This window comes from Pseudomonas nitroreducens, assembly GCF_010994165.1.
Taxonomy (GTDB): domain Bacteria; phylum Pseudomonadota; class Gammaproteobacteria; order Pseudomonadales; family Pseudomonadaceae; genus Pseudomonas; species Pseudomonas nitroreducens.
On record NZ_WMBX01000001.1, the window covers coordinates 1,355,156 to 1,373,655 of the forward strand.

Sequence of the window (18,500 nt, forward strand, 5' to 3'; positions counted from 1 at the left end):
GTAAACGAGAGAATGTGATGTCATCGGAAAAGAAGCTTTTCAATGTAATCGTGGCGGATCCGCAACCGATGATCGGTTGGGGCCTTGAACGCTATCTGCTGGAGCGCGAACTGGCGCAGGTGAAAGCCTTCGTCAGCGACACCGATAGCCTGCTGGATGTGCTCACTGCCCATCCCGAGGTCGACCTGGCCATCGTCGAGCTGGCGCTGCCCGGCGCCCGCGGTCGCGATGGGGTGCACCTGATCGAATGGCTGCAGCGCCACTATCCCCACGTGCCGGTGCTGGTCTACTCGGTCATGGGCGCACCGCTGCTGGCCAGCGCAGCGGTGAAATGCGGTGCAGTGGGCTATGTCTGCAAGCGCAACCCGCTGAGCCTGCTGGACGACGCCTTCGCCCGTATCCGCAAGGGCGAGACCTATATAGACCCGATGCTGCGGCCCCCCCGGCATACCGGCAAACCGTTGAGCCCGACGGAAATCGACATCATCCGCCGTTTGGCCCATGGCGCCACGGTGGGCGAGATCGCCGAACGGACCAATCGGAGTGTCTCCACCATCAGTACCCACAAGCGCAACGCCATGCAGAAGCTCGGCCTGACCACCGATGCGCAACTGGTGGTGGCGGGTTTGCTGGACTGGCTCGGGGAGATCTGAGCGCAGAGGACAGCGCAACTGTATCGGACGGAATGCTGACGACTGTTCTGGAACAGTTTGCACTTTTTGGCTACTGTTTCGGTTCAATGACCGAGGGATGGCCGTCATGTCCAATCTGCTGCTCTACCAGCGCATCGCCCAGCAACTGGCGGAAGACATCCGTCGTGGTGTCTACCAGCCGGGCGAGCGCGTGCCGTCCGTGCGCAAGTTGAGCACCCAGCTCAACGTCAGCCATGCCACGGTGCTCCAGGCCTATGCCACCCTCGAAGATCAGGGGCTGATCCGCGCGCGCCCGCAATCCGGATTCTACGTGCACCGCACGCCGGCGCTGACTGCCTCGACACCGGACATCGCCCGTGTCGAGCGGCCGGGGCTGGTCACCCGCAGCAGCATCATCAATCAGGTGCTCGCCGAGGCGCGCCGCGAAGGCGTGTTTCCGCTGGGCGCCGCCGTGCCGCACGTGGATTACCTCCCGGTCCGTGCGCTGCACCAGCAATTGGCCAAGGTCACCCGCTTCTCCAGCCCGCGTGCCTTCAGCTACATGTTCAGCCCCGGCTACGAGCCGTTGCGCCGCCAGGTGGCGATCCGCATGCGCGATGCCGGTGTGGTGGTCGATCCGACTCAGGTAACCATCACCCATGGTTGCGTGGACGCCATCCACATGGCTTTGCGCGTGATGACCCGGCCGGGCGACCTGATTGCCACCGAGTCGCCGAGCTATTACGGCCTGTTGCAGCTGGCCGACATCCTCGGTCTGAAGGTCATCGAGATCCCCAGCGACCCGCTGACCGGCATCAGCCTGGAAGCCCTGCAGCTGGCGGCCAACCAGTGGCCGATCAAGGCGCTGGTGCTGACCGCGCGCCTGAGCAACCCGCTGGGCGGCACCATCCCCGAGGATCGCCAGAAGGCACTGCTCAAGCTCACCGCCGAGCACAACATCGGGGTGATCGAGGACGATATCTACGGCGAACTGATGTTCGACCAGGGCCAGACCAAGGCGCTCAAGGCCCACGACCGTGACGGTCGTGTGGTGTACTGCTCGAGCTTCTCCAAGACCATTTCCCCGGGAGTGCGCATCGGCTGGATCATCGCCGAGCGCTACCAGGAGGAAATCCGCCGCCTGCAGACCTTCACCACGCATTCGGCGTGCACCGTCACCCAGATGGGCGTGGCGGCCTACCTGGAGAACGGCGGCTACGACCGGCACCTGCGCTACATCCGCCAGGAGTACCGCAAGAACATGACGGCCTACCAGCTGGCGGTGCAGCAGTACTTCCCCGAAGGCACACAGATGACCCGGCCCAAGGGCGGCTTCATCCTCTGGGTCAGCCTGCCGGCCAAGGTCAACACCAAGGAGCTGCACGTGCGCGCGCTGGAGCAGGGCATCAGCATCGCGCCGGGGCTGATCTTCAGTAACACCGAGCAGTTCAACAACTGCCTGCGCCTGACCTGCGGCATCCCGTGGGACCGCGAGGCGGAGCGGGCGATCATGACCCTCGGCATGCTGGCCTGCCAGCTGTGCCAGGAGGAACTGATCGCGGCGTGATCGTACCGTCGCAGGAGCGGGCTCCGTCCGCGATAGCTCCGCACCGCGCCGGAGGACATCGCGGACGGAGTCGGCTCCTACGAAAACACCTGTTTGTTTCTGTGTCCGCCTAACCCATTTCTTCAGACGATCTCGTCAAAGCAAGTTGAATCCCTCGACGAGACCGCTGCCGTGCCGATCGCCACGCTGCCGGATGACCACTGCGTTACACCCGTGCCTGCGCCATCGGTGATACCCGGTCGCTGGCGAGAAGCCAGCCACCACCCGCACCGCTACGGATCGAGAGAGTTGAAGAGACCCCTCACGGATGAAAACGACGTCGCCCTGCTGCGGCGTTACCGACAAGGCGACGCCGAAGCGTTCGGCGAGCTTTACGCTCGTCATCGCCTTGGCCTGTTCCGTTTCCTCTGCGGCCTGTGCGGCGACAATGCCCAGGCCGAGGAAGTGTTCCAGGAAACCTGGCTGAGCCTGATCCGCAGCGATAGCCAGCCACTGGGCGCGGCCAGCTTCAAGACCTGGCTGTACCAGATCGGCCGCAACCGCCTGATCGACCATTGGCGCAAGCTGGGTCGGCACCTGGGGCGCCAGGAAAGCTTCGACGAACAATTGCATGGCGATGCATTGGGCGGCGAAAGCACCGACCCCGAGCGCGAGCTGAGCCTTGCCCGCGACCAGCAGCGCCTGCAGGGCGCACTGGAGTCTTTGCCGGTGGAGCAGCGCGAAGTCTTCCTGCTGCGCACCCATGGCGATCTGGAACTGAACGAAATTGCCGAGCTCACGAAGACTCCGGCGGAAACCGTGAAGAGCCGACTTCGCTATGCGATGCAGAAACTGCGTCGGTTGTTGTCCGACCCGTCGGTGGCCGAGGAGGTGAACCCATGAACCGCGATCCGCACGAGCAGGAGCTGCTCGAACTCTACCGTCGGCATAGCGAAGCGCAGCCGTCGGCGCAGCTGGACGCGCGCATCCTGGCCGCCGCTCGCGCCGCCGTACAGCAGAAGCCCCCGAGTTTCGCCCAGCGCCTGCACCAATGGTTGCTGGGCGCCGGCAGCCGCCAGCGCTGGGGCGTTGCCGTGGCGGGCCTGGCGACCCTGGGCATCGGCCTGAGCCTGACCCTGCGGACCTTCGAGGACGCACCAGAGCGCTTTGACGCGCCGGTATCCCCGGCAATGATGCGCGCGCCAGCGCCCGCACCGGCCATGGCGCCACCGGCGGCTCCGGCCGCTGCGCCTTCAGTGGCGGAGCCGCGGATGGCCGCGCCGCAGATGGACAGTGCCGCTGCCGGGGCATCGGTCCAGGAGCTCGCCAAGCCTGCGCCGATGAGCAAGAAAATGGCGGCTGCGGCGGCAAGGGACGAAGTCCGCGAATCTGCCGATGCACAGGCGCGGTCAGGTGTATCGGCCGAGGGGAAGCTCCAGGCATTCGCCGAGGAGGCCGACGAGCCACGTGCCAGTCTGCTGCACCTGCGCGACTTGCAAGGCAAGGGGCGCAAGGAAGAGGCTGAACAAGTGCGTGAGAGCCTCCGGCAGCGTTTCCCCGACTTGGACATCGACAAGGCTCTGAAGGAATTACCTGACAACCCTTGATCAATGACAGGCCGGGTTCAGCCTGCGCCTGTCAGACTGCATGACGTAACGGTTTGTCATGGCAAGACTCTTGCTCCGCAAGGCAACTCGCGCCAGCATTGCGCGGTTTTTCTCACGGTCCGCTCCATGAAGAAGTCTCGAATCCTCGTTGTCGCCAGTCTGTCCCTGCTGCTCGCTGCCTGTGGCGATGAGCACAAGGACAAGGCTGTGGCTCCGGCCCCGGCTGTTGCCCCAGCCGTGACTGCGCCTGCCAGCACACCTGCGCCGGAACCTGCCGCCGAGCAGCCGCGTGAGGAAGAGGCCAAGCCTGCTGCTGCCAAAGTCGTGGCGTCGCCCAAGTCCGCCGCGGTCGAGGCCGCCATCAAGCCAGAGGCCAAGGCGCCCTCGAAGACGCCGGCGCAGGTGAAGAAGCCGCTGGATCCGGTGGTCAAGCAGCCACTGCCGGCGGTGAAGCTGGACCTGCGTCTGCCCAAGGACCTGGTCCATCAGTTGGAGCCGGACGATACGATCACCGTGATCGAGGAGAAGCCGATCCTGCCGCCGATGTTCGGCGAAAAAGCCGGACAGAGCCCCTTCGAGGTCGGTGGCCGGCTGATCCAGCGCGAGCCCAACGAGCGTGAACCCAACGACGACAGTTGGCACTCGGACATCCGTGGCGCCGAGTTGCAGTTCAAGTTCCGCAACTGATCGCTCGATTTCCCTCCAGGACCGACTGTTTTCTTGTGCGATGCCGTGCCTGCGTTTTGCCCTCTCCCTTCCGAACGGGGCGCACAGCCAGGACGGGAGAGAGGGGAGACTTCGCGAGGCAGTTCGTTATGGTGGCCCTTAGAAACGGTGAGCGCCGCCGCGAATCGCTTCGAACAGCGCGCCATCCAGCCCTCGATAGGCTGTCTCCCCTGGTAGCCGCACGAACAGTGCCTCGGTCACGGCTGAGGGGTCGTAGGCGTTGCGCTTGAGGTCGGTCTTCTTGTATTTGAAGGTCCCGGTGGTCTCTACCTGGGCCAGCAGGCGCAGGAACAGCGGCACGGCATAAGCCGGCAGCTCGCGGTCCAGGTGGGCCGCCAGCTCTGTCGTATCCAGGCTGACGCCGTCGGCGAGGCGCAGTGCAGCCATGCCGCAGCGGCCGTTGGTGCCGGGAATCTCCACGCCGTAGACCACCGCGTCTTCCACGCCGGGGAAGGCCCCCAGGGCGTTTTCCACCTCGGTGGTGGAGACGTTCTCGCCCTTCCAACGGAAGGTGTCGCCCAGGCGATCGACGAACTGGGTGTGCTTGAAGCCGATGTCGCGCATCAGATCGCCGGTGTTGAACCAGGTATCGCCTTCCTTGAACACGTTGCGGTAGATCACCGCCTCGCTCTTGGCCGGGTCGGTGTAGCCATCGAACGGCCACTTGTCGCTGATCTCACTGATCAGCAGGCCGGCTTCGCCCTTGTCGACCTTTTCCATGAACCCCTTGGCGCCCCGTACCGGCTGGTCGTTTTCCAGGTCATAGCGGACGATGGCGTAAGTTGCTGGGGAGAATCCCACCGTATTGTCGAAGTTGAACACATTGGTGAAGCCGATATTGCCTTCGCTGGAGGCATAGAATTCGGTGATCCGCTCGATGCCGAAGCGCTCCTTGAACTCGTTCCAGATCGAGGGGCGCAGGCCATTGCCGATCATGCAGGTCAAGGTATTGCCGCGCTCTTCGGCGCACTCGGGCTGGTTGAGCAGGTAGCGACAGAGTTCGCCGATGTAGCCGAAGCAGGTGGCCTGGTAGGTCTGGACGTCTTTCCAGAACGAGCTGGCGGAAAACTTGCGGCGCAGGGCGATCGCCGCACCGCCGGCCAGCACGGCGCTCCAGCACACGGTCACGGCATTGTTGTGGTAGCAGGGCAGGGTCAGGTAAAGCACGTCGCTGTTGGTCAGCGCCAGGCCCGAGTGGCCGAAGCCGCCGTAGGCCTTGATCCACTTGCCGTGGCTCATGATCGAGGCTTTGGGCAGGCCGGTGGTACCGGAGGTGTAGATGTAGAAGCAGGCGTCCTTCAGGCGCACCTTGGCGGTGTCGGCGAGGTTGTTCGAGTCCTGTTTCTGCGCCAGGCGCATCAGGCTGTGCCAGCCCGCGGGCGCTTGTGCCGCTTCATCGCCATCGGCGATCCAGTAGCAGCGGCCGCCGCTGTTCTCCAGGGCCGGGCGGACGTCCTCGAAGGCTTCGCGCAACTCTTCGCCGACCACGAAATGGCTGGGCTTGACCAGGTTGAGGCTGTGGCTGAGCACCTGGCCGCGCTGGGTAGTGTTCACCAGCGCGCCGATGGCGCCGAGCTTGGCCAGGGCGGCGAGCACCACCATCAATTCGGCGCGATTCTCCAGCATCACCGCCACCACGCTGCCGTGTTGCACGCCTTCGGCCTGGAAGGCCCGCGCCAGGCGGTTGGCCCAGCCGTTGAACAAGGCGTAGGACAGGCGCCGGCGTTCGTCGATCAGCGCCGGGCTGTCCGGATAGAGGCGCGCGGCGCGCTCCAGGGCCCAGCCCAGGGACAGGTTCTTCTCGCGGTTGCGGATGCCGGTGTAGTAGAGCCCGCGGAGCATGCGCGGCACGCGGCCGAGGGTGGCCGGCAGGTGGGCGAGGAAGCGGGTCGGGGTGATGATATCGGCGTGGCTCATTGACGCGTGCCCTTATTGTCATTGTTGTCTGTGGCGTGCAGACGCTTGCGAGCGACTCTAGGTCGTCGTCCGACGTGCGCCTATGGCTGTTGCGCGCGTGGCGCAGGGCAGATCGGCAAACGCATCGGCTAGGCGTTCATCGCAGTCTAGAGAGCGATGGCCGGACGGCCAGGGCGGGATTGTGTCGATTGGTAAACGTCGCGAACGATGCCAGGAGAGGGCGCTGCAGGGCGGATAACCGCTTGCGGTTATCCGCCGTCAGTCCGTGGGGAGTGAACGGCGGATAACGGGTTCTGCGTCATGCGCCCTACGAAGAGGTGCGCGAGCAGGCTCAGTCGAGGAACAGATCGGGCACCAGGCTGCCGCCGTTCGGGTCGAAGCGGTACTGCTCGAAGTCGCTCTGGCCCTGTTCGCGCAGGATGTCCTCGTCGATCAGCAGCCGACCGCTGATGCTGCGCTCGCTGCTGGAGAGGATGGCGTAGGCGGCGTCCGCCATGATCGCGGGAGTGCGCGCACGCTTGAAGGCGTCGCGGCTGCCCAGCTCGAACTCGATGGCGGCGGTGGCGATCATGGTTTTCGGCCACAGCGCGTTGACGCTGATGCCGTACTTCTTGAACTCCTCGTGCATCCCCAGGGTGAGCATGCTCATGCCGTACTTGGTGACAGTGTAGGGGCCGTGCTGGGCGAACCACTTGCCGGCCAGGCTGATCGGTGGCGACAGGCTGAGGATGTGGCCCTTGCTCTGCTTCAGGTAGGGCAGCGCGGCCTGGCTGCAGACCATCACGGCGCGGGTGTTGATCTGGTACATCAGGTCGAAGCGCTTGGGTTCCAGGCGCTCCACGCCCACCAGTTTGATGGCGCCGGCGTTGTTCACCACGGCGTCGATGCCGCCGAAGTGCTCGGCGGCGCGGGCCATGGCCTCGCGCACGGCGTTCTCGTCGCGCACGTCCAGTTGCAGGGCCAGCGCCTTGCCGCCCACGGCCTCGACTTCCTCGGCCACGCTGAAGATGGTGCCTTCGAGTTTCGGGTGGGGCTCGGCGCTCTTGGCGGCGATGACGATGTTGGCGCCATCGCGTGCGGCGCGCAGGGCGATCTCGCGGCCGATGCCACGGCTGGCGCCGGTGATGAAGAGGGTTTTGCCGGCCAGGCTGTTAGTAGAAAGGGACATGGTTGGGGCTCCGTGTTCTTGTTATGAGTCGTCAGCTGTGGCACTGACCGTGACTTGCAGGAGCGAGCGCGCTCGCGAACCCGGGCCCCGCAGCGGGGGCTGTTCGCGAGCAAGGAATAGGCGTCCCCCTCGCTCCTAGGAAAAGCGGAAAGCGTGTCAGGCGTCTTCAGCTTCGACTTCCACCAGCAATTGCCGCGATTTCACCTGCTCGCCCTTGGATACCTGCACGCGGCGGATCACGCCGTCGACGCCGGCCTTGAGCGGGTGCTCCATCTTCATCGCTTCCAGTACCAGCAGCAGCTGGCCCTTGCTGACCCGCGTACCTTCGCTCACCAGTACGTCGACGATGGCGCCATCCATCGGTGCCTTCACCGTGCCGGAGCCTGCGCCGCCAGCCGCGCTGACGGGCTCGCGGGTGACGTCCAGCAGTTCCAGGTTGCCGTCCGCGCCGTACAGCCAGAGGCGCGCGCCGTCGAGGTGGAAGGGCAGGCGGCGACGAACGCCGTCGGCTTCGATGATCGCGTCACCGTTCTCCTCGCCGAGCAGGCGCAGCTTGATGGCGGACTCACCGATGCGGGCCAGCAGCGTCGGCTGGGTGCCGTGTTCGCGGACTTCCAGTTCGACGGCGAATTTCTCCTCGCCATGCTTGAGCGCAAAACGCCAGGGCGCGCTGCCCGCGCTACGCCAACCGGACAGCCCAGGCTGGTGCGCTCGGTCGCTGGCCGAAGCCTGGTAGAGCAGGGCGGCGGCGCAGGCCAGTTCCAGAGGTTGCGGCTGGCGCGGGGCCAAGCTCGGGTCGCCGGCGAACTGTTCGCCGATGAACGCCGTGGTGGCCTTGCCGGCGGCGAACTCCGGGTGCTTGAGCAGGTTGGCGAGGAAGCGCTGGTTTCCGGTCACGCCCAGCAGCACACAGTCCTCCACGGCGCGCACCAGCTTGCGCCGGGCTTCCTCGCGGGTGGCGCCGTAGGCGATGACCTTGGCCAGCATCGGATCATAGAAGGGCGTCACCGGCTGGCCTTCGCGCAGGCCGTGATCGATGCGGATGCCGTCCAGCTGCGGCGGCGTCCAGCGCAGCACCTGGCCGGTCTGCGGGAGGAAACCGTTGCCAGCATCCTCAGCGTACAGGCGCACCTCGATGGCATGGCCCTTGAGCTGGATCTGCTCCTGGGTCAGCGGCAGCGGATGGCCCTCGGCGATGCGAATCTGCCAGGCCACCAGGTCCTGGCCGGTGATCAGTTCGGTGACCGGGTGCTCCACCTGCAGGCGGGTGTTCATTTCCAGGAAGTAGAAGGCGCCGCTGGCATCCAGCAGGAACTCCACGGTGCCGGCGCCCAGGTAGTTCACGGAGGCGGCGGCCTTCACCGCAGCGCTGCCCATGGCGGCGCGCAGGTCCTCGGTCAGCACCGGGCAGGGCGCTTCCTCGATGACCTTCTGGTGGCGGCGCTGCACCGAGCAGTCGCGCTCGCCGAGATAGACGATATGGCCGTGGCTGTCGCCGAATACCTGGATTTCCACGTGCCGCGGTTGCACCACGGCTTTCTCCAGGATCAGCTCGCCGCTGCCGAAGGCGTTCTGCGCTTCCGAGCGCGCCGTGCGCAGCTGTTCGGCGAGGTCCTCGCTGCGCGTCACCAGGCGCATGCCGCGCCCGCCGCCGCCGGCACTGGCCTTGATCATCAGCGGGTAGCCGATGCGCTCGGCCTCGCGGCTGAGCGTGGCGTCGTCCTGATCGGCACCTTCGTAGCCGGGAATGCAGGGCACACCGGCTTCGAGCATGGCGATCTTCGACAGGCGCTTGCTGCCCATCAGGTGGATGGCTTCCACGCCGGGGCCGATGAAGACGATGCCGGCAGCCTCGCAGGCGCGGGCGAAGTCGGCGTTCTCCGAGAGGAAGCCGTAGCCGGGGTGGACGGCGCCGGCGCCGGTGCGTTTCGCGGCGTCGAGGATCGCCTCGGCTTTCAGGTAGGACTGGCCGACCGGCGCCGGGCCGATGCACACGGCCTCGTCGGCCAGTTGCACGTGGCGGGCGTCGGCGTCGGCCTCGCTGTACACGGCCACGGTGCGATAGCCCAGGTCGTGGGCGGTGCGGATCACCCGGCAGGCGATCTCGCCGCGGTTGGCAATCAGGATCTTGTCGAAGCTGGGCATGCTGGCTGTTTCCCTCTCCCCAGCCCTCTCCCTGAAGGGAGAGGGGGTTGTTCGGTGCGCGCGTTGGGTCACTGCGCCCAGTTCGGTTTGCGTTTCTGCACGAAGGCCATGGTGCCTTCGGCGCCTTCCGCGCCGGTCACCGCGTCGGCGAACTGGCGGGCAGCGCCGTCCAGCAACGGGCCGAGGGCTTCGGTCTCGGTGGCCAACAGCAGTGCCTTGGTGGCGGCATTGGCGCCCGGCGCGCAGCGACGGACCTGGTCAAGGGTTTCCGCCAGTTGCTCGCCGAGGTTTTCAGCGTTGTCGGCGCAGTGATGCACGAGCCCGAGGCGCAGCGCCTCACGGCCATCGAAGCGCGCGGCAGTCAAGGCCAGGCGGCGGGCCTGGGTCAGGCCGATGCGTTTCACCACGAAGGGCGCGATCTGCGCCGGCAGGATGCCGAGGCTGGTTTCCGGCAGGCCGAACTGCGCGTCGGCCGCCGCGATGGCGATGTCCGAGACGCAGGCCAGGCCGAAGCCACCGCCGAGCACCGCACCTTCCAGCGCGGCGACCAGCACCTGCGGCTGTGCCTGGGCTTCTTCCAGCAGGCCGCCGAAGGCGCGGTTCAGCGCGGCATAGGCATCGGGACCGGTGGCGCGGGCGCTGGCCATGTCCTTGATGTCGCCGCCGGCGCAGAAGTGCCCGCCGGCGCCGCGCAGGACAATGGCGCGCACGGCGCGGTCGTCGCGTACAGCGGCGAGCACGGCACGCAGTTCGCTGACCATCGCCAGGCTCATGGCGTTGCGGCTGTCCGGGCGATTGAGGGTGACGTGCAGTACGCCGCCTTCACGTTCCAGCAGCAGGGTTTCGCAGTTCGGCAGTTCACTCATGCCGCAATTCCTCGTCGATTCGTCGTCTTTTCGTAGGAGCGAGCTTGCTCGCGAACCGCATGGCACCGGGGTGCCAAGCGAAACAGCGTTCGCCAGCAAACTCGCTCCTACAAAGGGCCCAGGCCCTTAGCCCTTCTTTTTGCCCGGCAGGGTGCCCATCAGTTTGCAGATGATGCCCAGCATGATTTCGTCTGCGCCGCCGCCGATGGAGACCAGGCGGGTGTCGCGGTAGGCGCGGGCGATCGGGTTTTCCCACATGAAGCCCTGGCCGCCCCAGTACTGCAGGCAGGCGTCGGTGACCTCGCGGGACAGCCGGCCGACCTTGAGCTTGGCCATGGAGGCCAGGCGGGTGACGTCCTTGCCGCGGATGTACTGTTCGGTGGCCTGGTAGGTGAGGGCGCGCAGGCACTCGATCTCGGTCATCAGCTCGGCCATGCGGAAGTGGATGACCTGGTTGTCGATCAGCGCCTGGCCGAAGGTCTTGCGCTCCTTGCAGTAGTCGATGGTGGCGTTGACGCAGTACTCCATGCCCTTGATCCCGCTGGCGGCGCCGAACAGGCGTTCCTCCTGGAACTGCAGCATCTGCATCATGAAGCCCGAACCCTCGGCGCCGATGCGGTAGCGCTGCGGCACGCGCACGTCGTCGAAGAACACCTGGGCGGTCTCCGAGCTGCGCATGCCGAGCTTGTCCAGGTGCGGGCTGATGCTGATGCCCTTGGACTTCATCGGCACCATGATCAGCGACTTGTTGACGTGGGGCTTGTCGTCGGAGGTGTTGGCCAGCAGGCAGATGAAGTCGGCGGACGGCGAGTTGGTGATCCACATCTTGCTGCCGTTGATGACGTAGTCGTCGCCATCCTTGCGCGCGGTGGTCTTCAGCCCGGCGACGTCGGAGCCGGCGCCTACTTCGGAGACGCCGATGCAGCCGACCATCTCGCCGGCGATGGCCGGGCGGAGGAATTCCTCGCGCAGCTCATCGGAGCCGAAGCGCGCCAGGGCCGGGGTGCACATGTCGGTCTGCACGCCCAGGGCCATCGGCACGCCGCCGCAATGGATGGTGCCGAACTCCTCGGCGGCGACCACCGAGTAGCTGTAGTCCAGGCCCATGCCGCCGAATTTCTCCGGCTTGGAGATGCCCAGCAGGCCCAGGTCGCCGGCTTTCTTGAAGACTTCGTGGATGGGGAAGCGACCGGCCTTTTCCCACTCGTCGACGTAAGGGTTGATCTCGCGCTCGACGAAGTTGCGCACGGTGCGGCGGAGTTCTTCGTGTTCCTGGGTGAAGATCATTGTTGTTGTTCTCCTGATGCCTGGTCTGGTTTCCCGTCTCTGGCCCTCTCCCCAACCCTCTCCCTGAAGGGAGAGGGGGCTGTCCGGAGTGGCTGGACGGTTCGCATTACGCCGGGTCGCTTTGGCTCCCTCTCCTGCTTGCGGGAGAGGGCGGGGGGAGAGGGTCTTCTGCCCACTCTCCCAATTCCCGATCAGAACCTCGCTACCCCAAAACTATTACCCTTCAGCGGTCGCACGGCCGCTTCCGCACAGATATCCAGCAGATAACCGAGCAATTGCCGCGTGTCGCGCGGATCGATCAGCCCGTCGTCCCACAGACTCGCCGTGCCGTAGAGCGCGGTGGACTGGGCGTCGAGCTTCTGCGCGGTCATCTGTTCGAGCATATCGAGCATCTTCGGGTCGGCTTCCTTGCCCCCCTTGGCGTGCTTTTCCTCGGTGACGATGCGCAGCACCTTGCCGGCCTGGGCGCCGCCCATCACGGCGGTGCGGCTGTTGGGCCAGGCGAAGATGAAGCGCGGGTCCAGCCCGCGGCCGCACATGGCGTAGTTGCCGGCGCCGTAGGAGCCGCCGACGACCAGGGTGAGCTTGGGCACCGTGGCGTTGGCCACCGCCTGGATCATCTTCGAACCGTGCTTGATCACGCCCAGTCGCTCGGACTCGGTGCCGACCATGAAGCCGGTGGTGTTGTGCAGGAACAGGATCGGCGTGTTGCTCTGCTCGCACAGCTGGATGAACTGCGCCGCCTTGACCGCACCCTGCGGGGTGATCGGGCCGTTGTTGCCGATCAGGCCACAGGCGTGGCCTTCGATGTGCAGGTGGCCGCAGACGGTCTGGCTGTCGAATGAGTGCTTGAAGTCGAGAAAACGCGAACCGTCGGCGATGCGCGCAACGATCTCGCGCACGTCGTAGGGCTTCTTCGCGTCCGCCGGGACCACGCCGAGCAGTTCCTGCGCCGGGTACAGCGGCTCGTCCCACGTCAGTTTCGCGCGGGCTGGCAGTTGGTTGTTCCATGGCAGCGCGGCGAGGATTTCCCGTGCCAGGCGCACGCCGTCGGCGTCGTTCTCCGCCAGGTACTCGGCGGTGCCGGCGACCTGGGCGTGCAGTTCGGCGCCGCCCAGTTCCTCATCGGTGGCAATTTCGCCGGTGGCGGCCTTGAGCAGCGGCGGGCCGGCGAGGAACATCTTGGCCTTGCCGCGCACTACCACCACATAGTCCGACAGCCCCGGCTGGTAAGCGCCGCCGGCGGTAGACGAGCCGTGCACCACGGTGACCTGCGGAATGCCCGCCGCCGACAGGCGCGCCTGGTTGGCGAAGCCGCGTGCGCCCTCGACGAAGATGTCCGCCGCGTAGTTCAGGTTGGCGCCGCCGCTCTCGGTCAGCGCCACCACCGGCAACTTGTTCTCGAAGGCGATCTGCTGCAGGCGCAGGGTCTTCTTCAGCCCGGTGGGGGAGATGGTGCCGCCCTTGATTGCGCTGTTGCTGGCGGTCACCAGGCAACGCACCCCGGCGATATAGCCGATGCCGGAGATGATGCCGCCGCCGGCCTGGGTGCCGTCCTTGTCGTCATGCAGCTTGTAGCCGGCCAGCGAACCGATCTCGAGGAAAGGCGCGCCGGCATCCAGTAGCAGGTTCAGGCGTTCGCGCGGCAGCAGCTGGCCGCGCTTGTCGAACTTCGGCTTGGCCTCGGCGGCCTTGTCGAGCACCTTCTGTTCGACCTCGCGGAAGCTCGCCACGGCGGCCAGCATGGCCTCGCGGTTGCGGGCGAAGTCTTCGCCCTGGGGATCGAGTTCGGATTGGATGACGGGCATCGCTTACTCCTGATCCTTGAGGACGTCCGGCAGGTAGGCGCGGTGGAAGCCGTTATAGGAGCGGCTCTGCCCCGGCTTCACCTTCGACAGCGGGAAGGCGCGGCTGCCCTGGCTGGCGGCGCCGTCGATGCGGATGGTGTTGCCGCTGATGAAGGCCGCGCCGGGGGAGAGCAGGAAGACGATGGCCGACGCCACTTCCGACTCGGTGCCGATGCGCTTGAGCGGTACGTGCTCGCGCAGGGTCGGGATCACGGCCTTGAACGCGCCTTCGTAGGTGTCCATGCCGCTGGAGGCGACCCAGCCCGGCGCCACGGCGTTGACCCGCACGCCGGCGTGACCCCACTCGATGGCGGCGGTCTTGGTGAAGTTCTCCATGCCGGCGCGGGCGGCGCCGGAGTGGCCCATGCCGGGCATGCCGCCCCACATGTCGGCGAGCATGTTGACGATGCTGCCGCCGGTCTTGCTCAGGCTCTGGTTGAACACTTCGCGGGCCATCAGGAAACCGCCCACCAGGTTGGTGCGCACCACGGCCTCGAAGCCCTTCAGGTTGATCGACGCCAGTGGCGCGGGGTACTGGCCACCGGCGTTGTTGACCAGGTGATGGATCGGCCCGCGCTCGGCGATGACCTGCGCCACCAGCGTCTTCACCGCTTCCTCGTCACGGATGTCGCAACTGTGCCAGCTGGCGCTGCCACCGTCCTCGATGATTTCGCCGGCGGTCTTCTCCAGCTTCTCGGCCTTGCGCCCCACCAGCACCACGTGGGCGCCGAGGGCTGCCAGCTCATGGGCGGTGCAGCGGCCGATACCGCTGCCGCCGCCGGTGACGATGATGGTCTGGCCGTCGAACAGGCCGGGCTTGAAGATCGAGTCGTAGCTCATTGTTGTTCTGACTCCGAGGTATCCCGTAGGGCGAATGAAGCGGAACGCTTCATCCGCCGTTGTCGATGGGTGGATAACGCTGGTGGCGTTATTCGCCCTACGTTTGCAGCGAATCGGCGAGGGCTTGCGGCACCGCCACCGGGAATTCCAGCAACTGCTGGGCGAAGGCCTTGCCCTGCGGGTCGATACGCAGGCTGGCGATACCGCCGCCGCCCAGGGCGTTTTCCAGCAGGAAGTTCAGGCTGTGTGTGCCTGGCAGGTGCCAGCGACTGACGCGGCCAAGCTGCGGGTCGAGCACGTGCTGCATCCACTCGGCCACCGCGCCTTCGCTCAGCGCCTCGGCGATCCACGGCAGGTATTCGGGCTGGCGCGCCATCACGCCGATGTTGCTGTGGTTGCCCTTGTCGCCGGAGCGCGCCACCGCCAGTTTCACCAGGGGCACGCTGGCCTGCGCCGGGCCAATGGCCGCCGGCACGGGAATGTCGTCGGCCAGCGCGGCCGGGTCGAAGTGGTCGATGGCGGGCAGGGCGACTGGCTGGCGCTCGCCATCGATCTCCACGGCCAGCTCGCAGGCGTTCTTGTCGATCAGGAAGGAGAACAGGCGGATCACCGGGTACACGGTCGGGCGGCCACCGACGATGCCGGTCAGGCCCGGCGCCATGCCGGTGGCGGCCTGGGCGATCTCGCGGGAGAACAGCACCAGGGCTTCCTTGCGGCTGTGGCGTACGGCGAGCTTCACCACGATTTCGCGGCTGTCCTCGCGGCGCCCGTGCGGGCCATAGGTGGCCTCGCTGCCGAGCAGTTCGACACTCACTTCGCGATACGGCCCCCAGCCGCGTTCCATGAGGATTTCCTCGGTCTTGGCGATAATCGCCTGGCTGACCCGTTCGGCCTTCTTCACCGCGTCGATACCGGCGATCAGGCAACTGGCGGTGCAGCGGAAACCGTCCGGGTAGGTGGCGCTGACCTTGTACTGGCCGGTCGGCGGCAGGCCGCGCGCGCCACTGACGGCTACTCGGTTCTCGCCGACCTGGGCCAGCTGGACCTGGGTGAAATCGCAGATCACATCGGGCAGCAGGTAGGCGCGCGGGTCGCCGATCTCGTAGAGCATCTGCTCGCCCACCGACAGTGGCGTGACCAGCCCGCCGGTGCCCTGCGGCTTGGTAACGACGAATTCGCCGCCGGCCTGCACTTCGACGATGGGGAAGCCGATATGCTCGTAGTCCGGCACGCTTTCCCAGTCGGTGAAGTTGCCGCCGGTGCACTGCGCGCCGCATTCGATGATGTGCCCGGCCAGTGCGGCCTGGGCCAGCTTGTCGTAGTCGTTCCAGGCCCAGCCGAATTCGTGGACCAGCGCGGCGCTGACCACCGCGCTGTCCACCACGCGACCGGTGATGACGATGTCGGCGCCGGACTCCAGCGCCCGGACGATGCCGGGAGCGCCGAGGTAGGCGTTGACCGACACGCACATCGGCGGCATCGGTGCATCGCTGAACATCTCGCGGATGCCGGCCTTGGCCAGTTCACCCTGGCGCGGCTGCAGGTTGTCGCCGTGCACCACGGCGATCTTCAGCGCCACGCCGGCCTTCTCGCAGGCGGCGGCCAGGGCGCTGGCGCAGGCCTGCGGATTCACCCCGCCGGCGTTGCTGATCACGCGCACCTGCTTCGAAGCGATATCGCCCAGCAGGGGTGTCATCACCTCGACGAAATCGGTGGCGTAGCCGGCCTCGGGGTTCTTCAGGCGCGCACCGGCCATGATCGACATGGTGATCTCGGCGAGATAGTCGAACACCAGGTAATCCAGCTGCGCGCCGCGCACCAGTTGAGCGGCGGCGGTGGAGGTATCGCCCCAGAAGGCGGAGGCGCAGCCGATACGTACGGTTCTAGTCATTGTTCTGCCCGTGACGCTGAGTGATGGATCGACATTACCAAGCAAGCGCTTGGTTGAAAAGCCCCGAGTCGATGACTACCCCAACCATTGGATGGCCAAGCGCTTGCTTGGTTGGCACTCGCGGGCTTACATTTCGTCAGACAACACAAGCACTTGCGGGGCGATTCGATGAATTGCCCTGAGCAAGGTGGCCAGATGGGACCCATGGGGAGAGAAAGCGTGGATGACCGCAAAGCCCGCGAAGTCATGCTGGAGCTGGTCGGGACCGGGCAGATCACCGACCCGGAGAGCGCCCGTGGCAAGTTGCTGCAGACCGCCGCGCACCTGTTCCGCAGCAAGGGCTACGAGCGCACCACGGTGCGCGACCTGGCCGGCGCGGTCGGCATCCAGTCCGGCAGCATCTTCCATCACTTCAAGAGCAAGGACGAAATCCTGCGCTCGGTGATGGAGGAAACCATCCTCTACAACACCGCCCTGATGCGCGCCGCCCTGGCCGATGCCACGAACCTGCGCGAGCGCCTGCTGGCGCTGATCCGCTGCGAGCTGCAGTCGATCACCGGCGGTACCGGCGAGGCGATGGCAGTGCTGGTCTACGAGTGGCGCTCGCTGTCGGAAGAAGGCCAGGCCTACATCCTCAGCCTGCGCGACATCTACGAGCAGATGTGGCTGGAAGTGCTGGAAGAGGCGCGCGTGGCCGGATTCACTCAGGCTGATCCGTTCATCCTGCGGCGCTTCCTCACCGGGGCGCTGTCCTGGTCCATCACCTGGTTCCGCCCCGAGGGCAGCCTGACGCTGGACGAGCTGGCCGAGCAGGCGTTGCTGCTGGTGATGCGCGATTGAGGCTCTTGTAGGAGCGAGCTCGCTCCTACAAGACTGCTACTGGCTTAGATAATTCGCAACGGATAACTGAACAGCAGCAGGTGCAGGCAGTTCACCGCCGCGTGCAGCAGCACGGGTACCGCCAGGCGGCCGCTGAAGTGGAAGGCCAGGCCGTAGCCCAGGCCGGCGATACCGGCGACGACGGCGAACAACGGGTTGATCGGCCAGTGCACCATGCCGAACAGCACGCTGGCAACCGCCACACCGGCAAAGGCGCCGAACCGGCGCACCAGTTCGCTCTGCAGCAGGCCGCGGAAGAACGCTTCCTCGGTCAGCGAGATCACGCAGATGTTGACCAGCATCCATAGCCAGAAGCCCGGCGGCCATTTCGGGTTCCACACCACCAGGCCGCCGGCCACTGCAACCAGGGGCACGGCGAACAGCGTGGTGACGATGACGATGGCAGCGAAGTCCGGCGAGCGCCTTCCCTCGGGCACCGGATCGCGGCGCAGCCACCAGGCGAGCAGGGTCGCACCGACCAGGGCCTTGTCCCAGGACAGGTGGAGGGCATAGACGGGAGCGTCGGGGCTGAGCTGGCGCACTGGCCAGAGTGTCCACGAGGTAGTGCCCGGCAACAGGTGCGCGGCGAGGGCAATACTGAGCACGAGGCAGACCAGCCACCACAGCAGGCGGGGCAGGCGGGTCTCGCCGCAGAGAGTCCAGGCGACATAGAACGCGCCGATCAGCAACCCCACTGGCTGGACGAATCCGAGCGCAAAACCGCAGAGCAACAACACGACTGGCAGCAGCGGCAGGAGTTTCCTGAGCATTCTTTCCTCCATCCAGGGAGGCGCAGTCTAGGCAATTTCGACTGCCACTGGCCATCGCTGTGGCCAGTTTTTACTGAAACGTCAGTCAGTTAGGACATTTCAGCGCTTATCTTCGGCTTCCTTGGCATCCATTTCGGCGTTGCGCTCATGGATGCGCTTGAGCTGTTCCTCGGTGAGCGGGAGCTTTTTCGCGGTGTCGCGCAGCATCATCAGCGCGCCGACGATGGAGCCCAGGGCTAGGGCGATGATCAACCAGGCATACCAGGGCATGGTCCCGTCTCCGACAGTGGCAGTGGAATATCACGATACGCTGTGATTCAGACCTTGTCAGGCGCGGACCGGTTCAGACTGATCGCCTCGCAGAGCTCGCTATCGCCCT

At 66.0% G+C, this 18,500-nt stretch carries 16 protein-coding genes; 6 read left to right on the forward strand and 10 right to left on the reverse strand.

Annotation, left to right across the window (positions count from 1 at the left end; all coding sequences use genetic code 11):
* The first annotated feature begins 17 nt into the window (after positions 1-17).
* From GJV37_RS06460 to GJV37_RS06480, 5 genes are all read left to right on the forward strand, one after another.
* Positions 18-653, forward strand: coding sequence for a response regulator (locus GJV37_RS06460; protein ID WP_024764498.1), 636 nt, complete (start codon positions 18-20; stop codon positions 651-653).
* Between the two features lie 106 nt (positions 654-759).
* Positions 760-2,199: an aminotransferase-like domain-containing protein gene (locus tag GJV37_RS06465; RefSeq protein ID WP_024764499.1), complete on the forward strand. Its 1,440-nt coding sequence runs from the start codon at positions 760-762 to the stop codon at positions 2,197-2,199.
* A gap of 288 nt (positions 2,200-2,487) precedes the next feature.
* Positions 2,488-3,081 (forward strand): RNA polymerase sigma factor, encoded by a 594-nt coding sequence (locus GJV37_RS06470; RefSeq protein ID WP_024764500.1) that lies wholly within the window; start codon positions 2,488-2,490, stop codon positions 3,079-3,081.
* The gene (locus GJV37_RS06475; protein ID WP_170858397.1) at positions 3,078-3,785 is read left to right on the forward strand and encodes a hypothetical protein; all 708 of its coding nucleotides are present in this window, start codon (positions 3,078-3,080) and stop codon (positions 3,783-3,785) included. Before GJV37_RS06470 ends, GJV37_RS06475 begins: the two co-directional genes overlap by 4 nt.
* 126 nt (positions 3,786-3,911) lie before the next feature.
* Positions 3,912-4,472: a hypothetical protein gene (locus tag GJV37_RS06480; RefSeq protein WP_084357364.1), complete on the forward strand. Its 561-nt coding sequence runs from the start codon at positions 3,912-3,914 to the stop codon at positions 4,470-4,472.
* 138 nt (positions 4,473-4,610) lie between these two features.
* Here the strand turns inward: GJV37_RS06480 and GJV37_RS06485 are convergent, their stop codons facing one another.
* The 8 genes from GJV37_RS06485 to GJV37_RS06520 all read right to left on the reverse strand — a co-directional run bounded on the left by GJV37_RS06485 (position 4,611) and on the right by GJV37_RS06520 (position 16,472).
* Positions 4,611-6,428, reverse strand: coding sequence for a long-chain-acyl-CoA synthetase (locus GJV37_RS06485; RefSeq protein ID WP_193452239.1), 1,818 nt, complete (start codon positions 6,426-6,428; stop codon positions 4,611-4,613).
* 331 nt (positions 6,429-6,759) lie between these two features.
* Positions 6,760-7,596, reverse strand: a complete 837-nt coding sequence (locus tag GJV37_RS06490; RefSeq protein ID WP_170858398.1) for an SDR family oxidoreductase — start codon at positions 7,594-7,596, stop codon at positions 6,760-6,762.
* Positions 7,597-7,752: 156 nt separating this feature from the next.
* Positions 7,753-9,741: a geranyl-CoA carboxylase subunit apha gene (atuF, locus tag GJV37_RS06495; protein ID WP_170858399.1), complete on the reverse strand. Its 1,989-nt coding sequence runs from the start codon at positions 9,739-9,741 to the stop codon at positions 7,753-7,755.
* A 68-nt stretch (positions 9,742-9,809) separates the two neighbouring features.
* The gene (gene atuE, locus GJV37_RS06500; RefSeq protein WP_024764504.1) at positions 9,810-10,607 is read right to left on the reverse strand and encodes an isohexenylglutaconyl-CoA hydratase; all 798 of its coding nucleotides are present in this window, start codon (positions 10,605-10,607) and stop codon (positions 9,810-9,812) included.
* A gap of 126 nt (positions 10,608-10,733) precedes the next feature.
* Positions 10,734-11,894: a citronellyl-CoA dehydrogenase gene (gene atuD / locus GJV37_RS06505; RefSeq protein ID WP_038803742.1), complete on the reverse strand. Its 1,161-nt coding sequence runs from the start codon at positions 11,892-11,894 to the stop codon at positions 10,734-10,736.
* A gap of 191 nt (positions 11,895-12,085) precedes the next feature.
* On the reverse strand, positions 12,086-13,702 hold the full coding sequence (atuC, locus tag GJV37_RS06510) for a geranyl-CoA carboxylase subunit beta (protein WP_170858400.1): 1,617 nt from the start codon (positions 13,700-13,702) through the stop codon (positions 12,086-12,088).
* A 3-nt stretch (positions 13,703-13,705) separates the two neighbouring features.
* The gene (locus GJV37_RS06515; protein ID WP_170858401.1) at positions 13,706-14,581 is read right to left on the reverse strand and encodes an SDR family oxidoreductase; all 876 of its coding nucleotides are present in this window, start codon (positions 14,579-14,581) and stop codon (positions 13,706-13,708) included.
* Between the two features lie 97 nt (positions 14,582-14,678).
* On the reverse strand, positions 14,679-16,472 hold the full coding sequence (locus tag GJV37_RS06520; protein ID WP_170858402.1) for an acyclic terpene utilization AtuA family protein: 1,794 nt from the start codon (positions 16,470-16,472) through the stop codon (positions 14,679-14,681).
* A 219-nt stretch (positions 16,473-16,691) separates the two neighbouring features.
* On the opposite strand from GJV37_RS06520, the gene GJV37_RS06525 reads away from it, so the two are divergent.
* On the forward strand, positions 16,692-17,312 hold the full coding sequence (locus GJV37_RS06525) for a TetR/AcrR family transcriptional regulator (RefSeq protein WP_186352629.1): 621 nt from the start codon (positions 16,692-16,694) through the stop codon (positions 17,310-17,312).
* 44 nt (positions 17,313-17,356) lie between these two features.
* On the opposite strand, the gene GJV37_RS06530 is transcribed toward GJV37_RS06525, so the two are convergent.
* Together GJV37_RS06530 and GJV37_RS06535 are read right to left on the reverse strand one after the other, a co-directional pair.
* Positions 17,357-18,121 carry a CPBP family intramembrane glutamic endopeptidase gene (locus tag GJV37_RS06530; protein ID WP_193452240.1) on the reverse strand — a complete coding sequence of 255 codons (765 nt, stop codon included), beginning with the start codon at positions 18,119-18,121 and terminating at the stop codon, positions 17,357-17,359.
* 99 nt (positions 18,122-18,220) lie between these two features.
* Positions 18,221-18,391: a DUF2897 family protein gene (locus GJV37_RS06535; protein WP_065084401.1), complete on the reverse strand. Its 171-nt coding sequence runs from the start codon at positions 18,389-18,391 to the stop codon at positions 18,221-18,223.
* Positions 18,392-18,500: the final 109 nt, after the last annotated feature.

Excerpts from the sequence above, each read along its gene's own strand:
- GJV37_RS06460 (WP_024764498.1), top strand. The coding sequence starts at position 18 with ATGTCATCGGAAAAGAAGCTTTTCAATGTAATCGTGGCGGATCCGCAA.
- GJV37_RS06465 (WP_024764499.1), top strand. The coding sequence starts at position 760 with ATGTCCAATCTGCTGCTCTACCAGCGCATCGCCCAGCAACTGGCGGAA.
- GJV37_RS06475 (WP_170858397.1), top strand. The coding sequence starts at position 3,078 with ATGAACCGCGATCCGCACGAGCAGGAGCTGCTCGAACTCTACCGTCGG.
- GJV37_RS06480 (WP_084357364.1), top strand. The coding sequence starts at position 3,912 with ATGAAGAAGTCTCGAATCCTCGTTGTCGCCAGTCTGTCCCTGCTGCTC.
- GJV37_RS06485 (WP_193452239.1), bottom strand. The coding sequence starts at position 6,428 with ATGAGCCACGCCGATATCATCACCCCGACCCGCTTCCTCGCCCACCTG.
- GJV37_RS06490 (WP_170858398.1), bottom strand. The coding sequence starts at position 7,596 with ATGTCCCTTTCTACTAACAGCCTGGCCGGCAAAACCCTCTTCATCACC.
- atuF (WP_170858399.1), bottom strand. The coding sequence starts at position 9,741 with ATGCCCAGCTTCGACAAGATCCTGATTGCCAACCGCGGCGAGATCGCC.
- atuE (WP_024764504.1), bottom strand. The coding sequence starts at position 10,607 with ATGAGTGAACTGCCGAACTGCGAAACCCTGCTGCTGGAACGTGAAGGC.
- atuD (WP_038803742.1), bottom strand. The coding sequence starts at position 11,894 with ATGATCTTCACCCAGGAACACGAAGAACTCCGCCGCACCGTGCGCAAC.
- atuC (WP_170858400.1), bottom strand. The coding sequence starts at position 13,702 with ATGCCCGTCATCCAATCCGAACTCGATCCCCAGGGCGAAGACTTCGCC.
- GJV37_RS06515 (WP_170858401.1), bottom strand. The coding sequence starts at position 14,581 with ATGAGCTACGACTCGATCTTCAAGCCCGGCCTGTTCGACGGCCAGACC.
- GJV37_RS06520 (WP_170858402.1), bottom strand. The coding sequence starts at position 16,472 with ATGACTAGAACCGTACGTATCGGCTGCGCCTCCGCCTTCTGGGGCGAT.
- GJV37_RS06530 (WP_193452240.1), bottom strand. The coding sequence starts at position 18,121 with ATGCTCAGGAAACTCCTGCCGCTGCTGCCAGTCGTGTTGTTGCTCTGC.
- GJV37_RS06535 (WP_065084401.1), bottom strand. The coding sequence starts at position 18,391 with ATGCCCTGGTATGCCTGGTTGATCATCGCCCTAGCCCTGGGCTCCATC.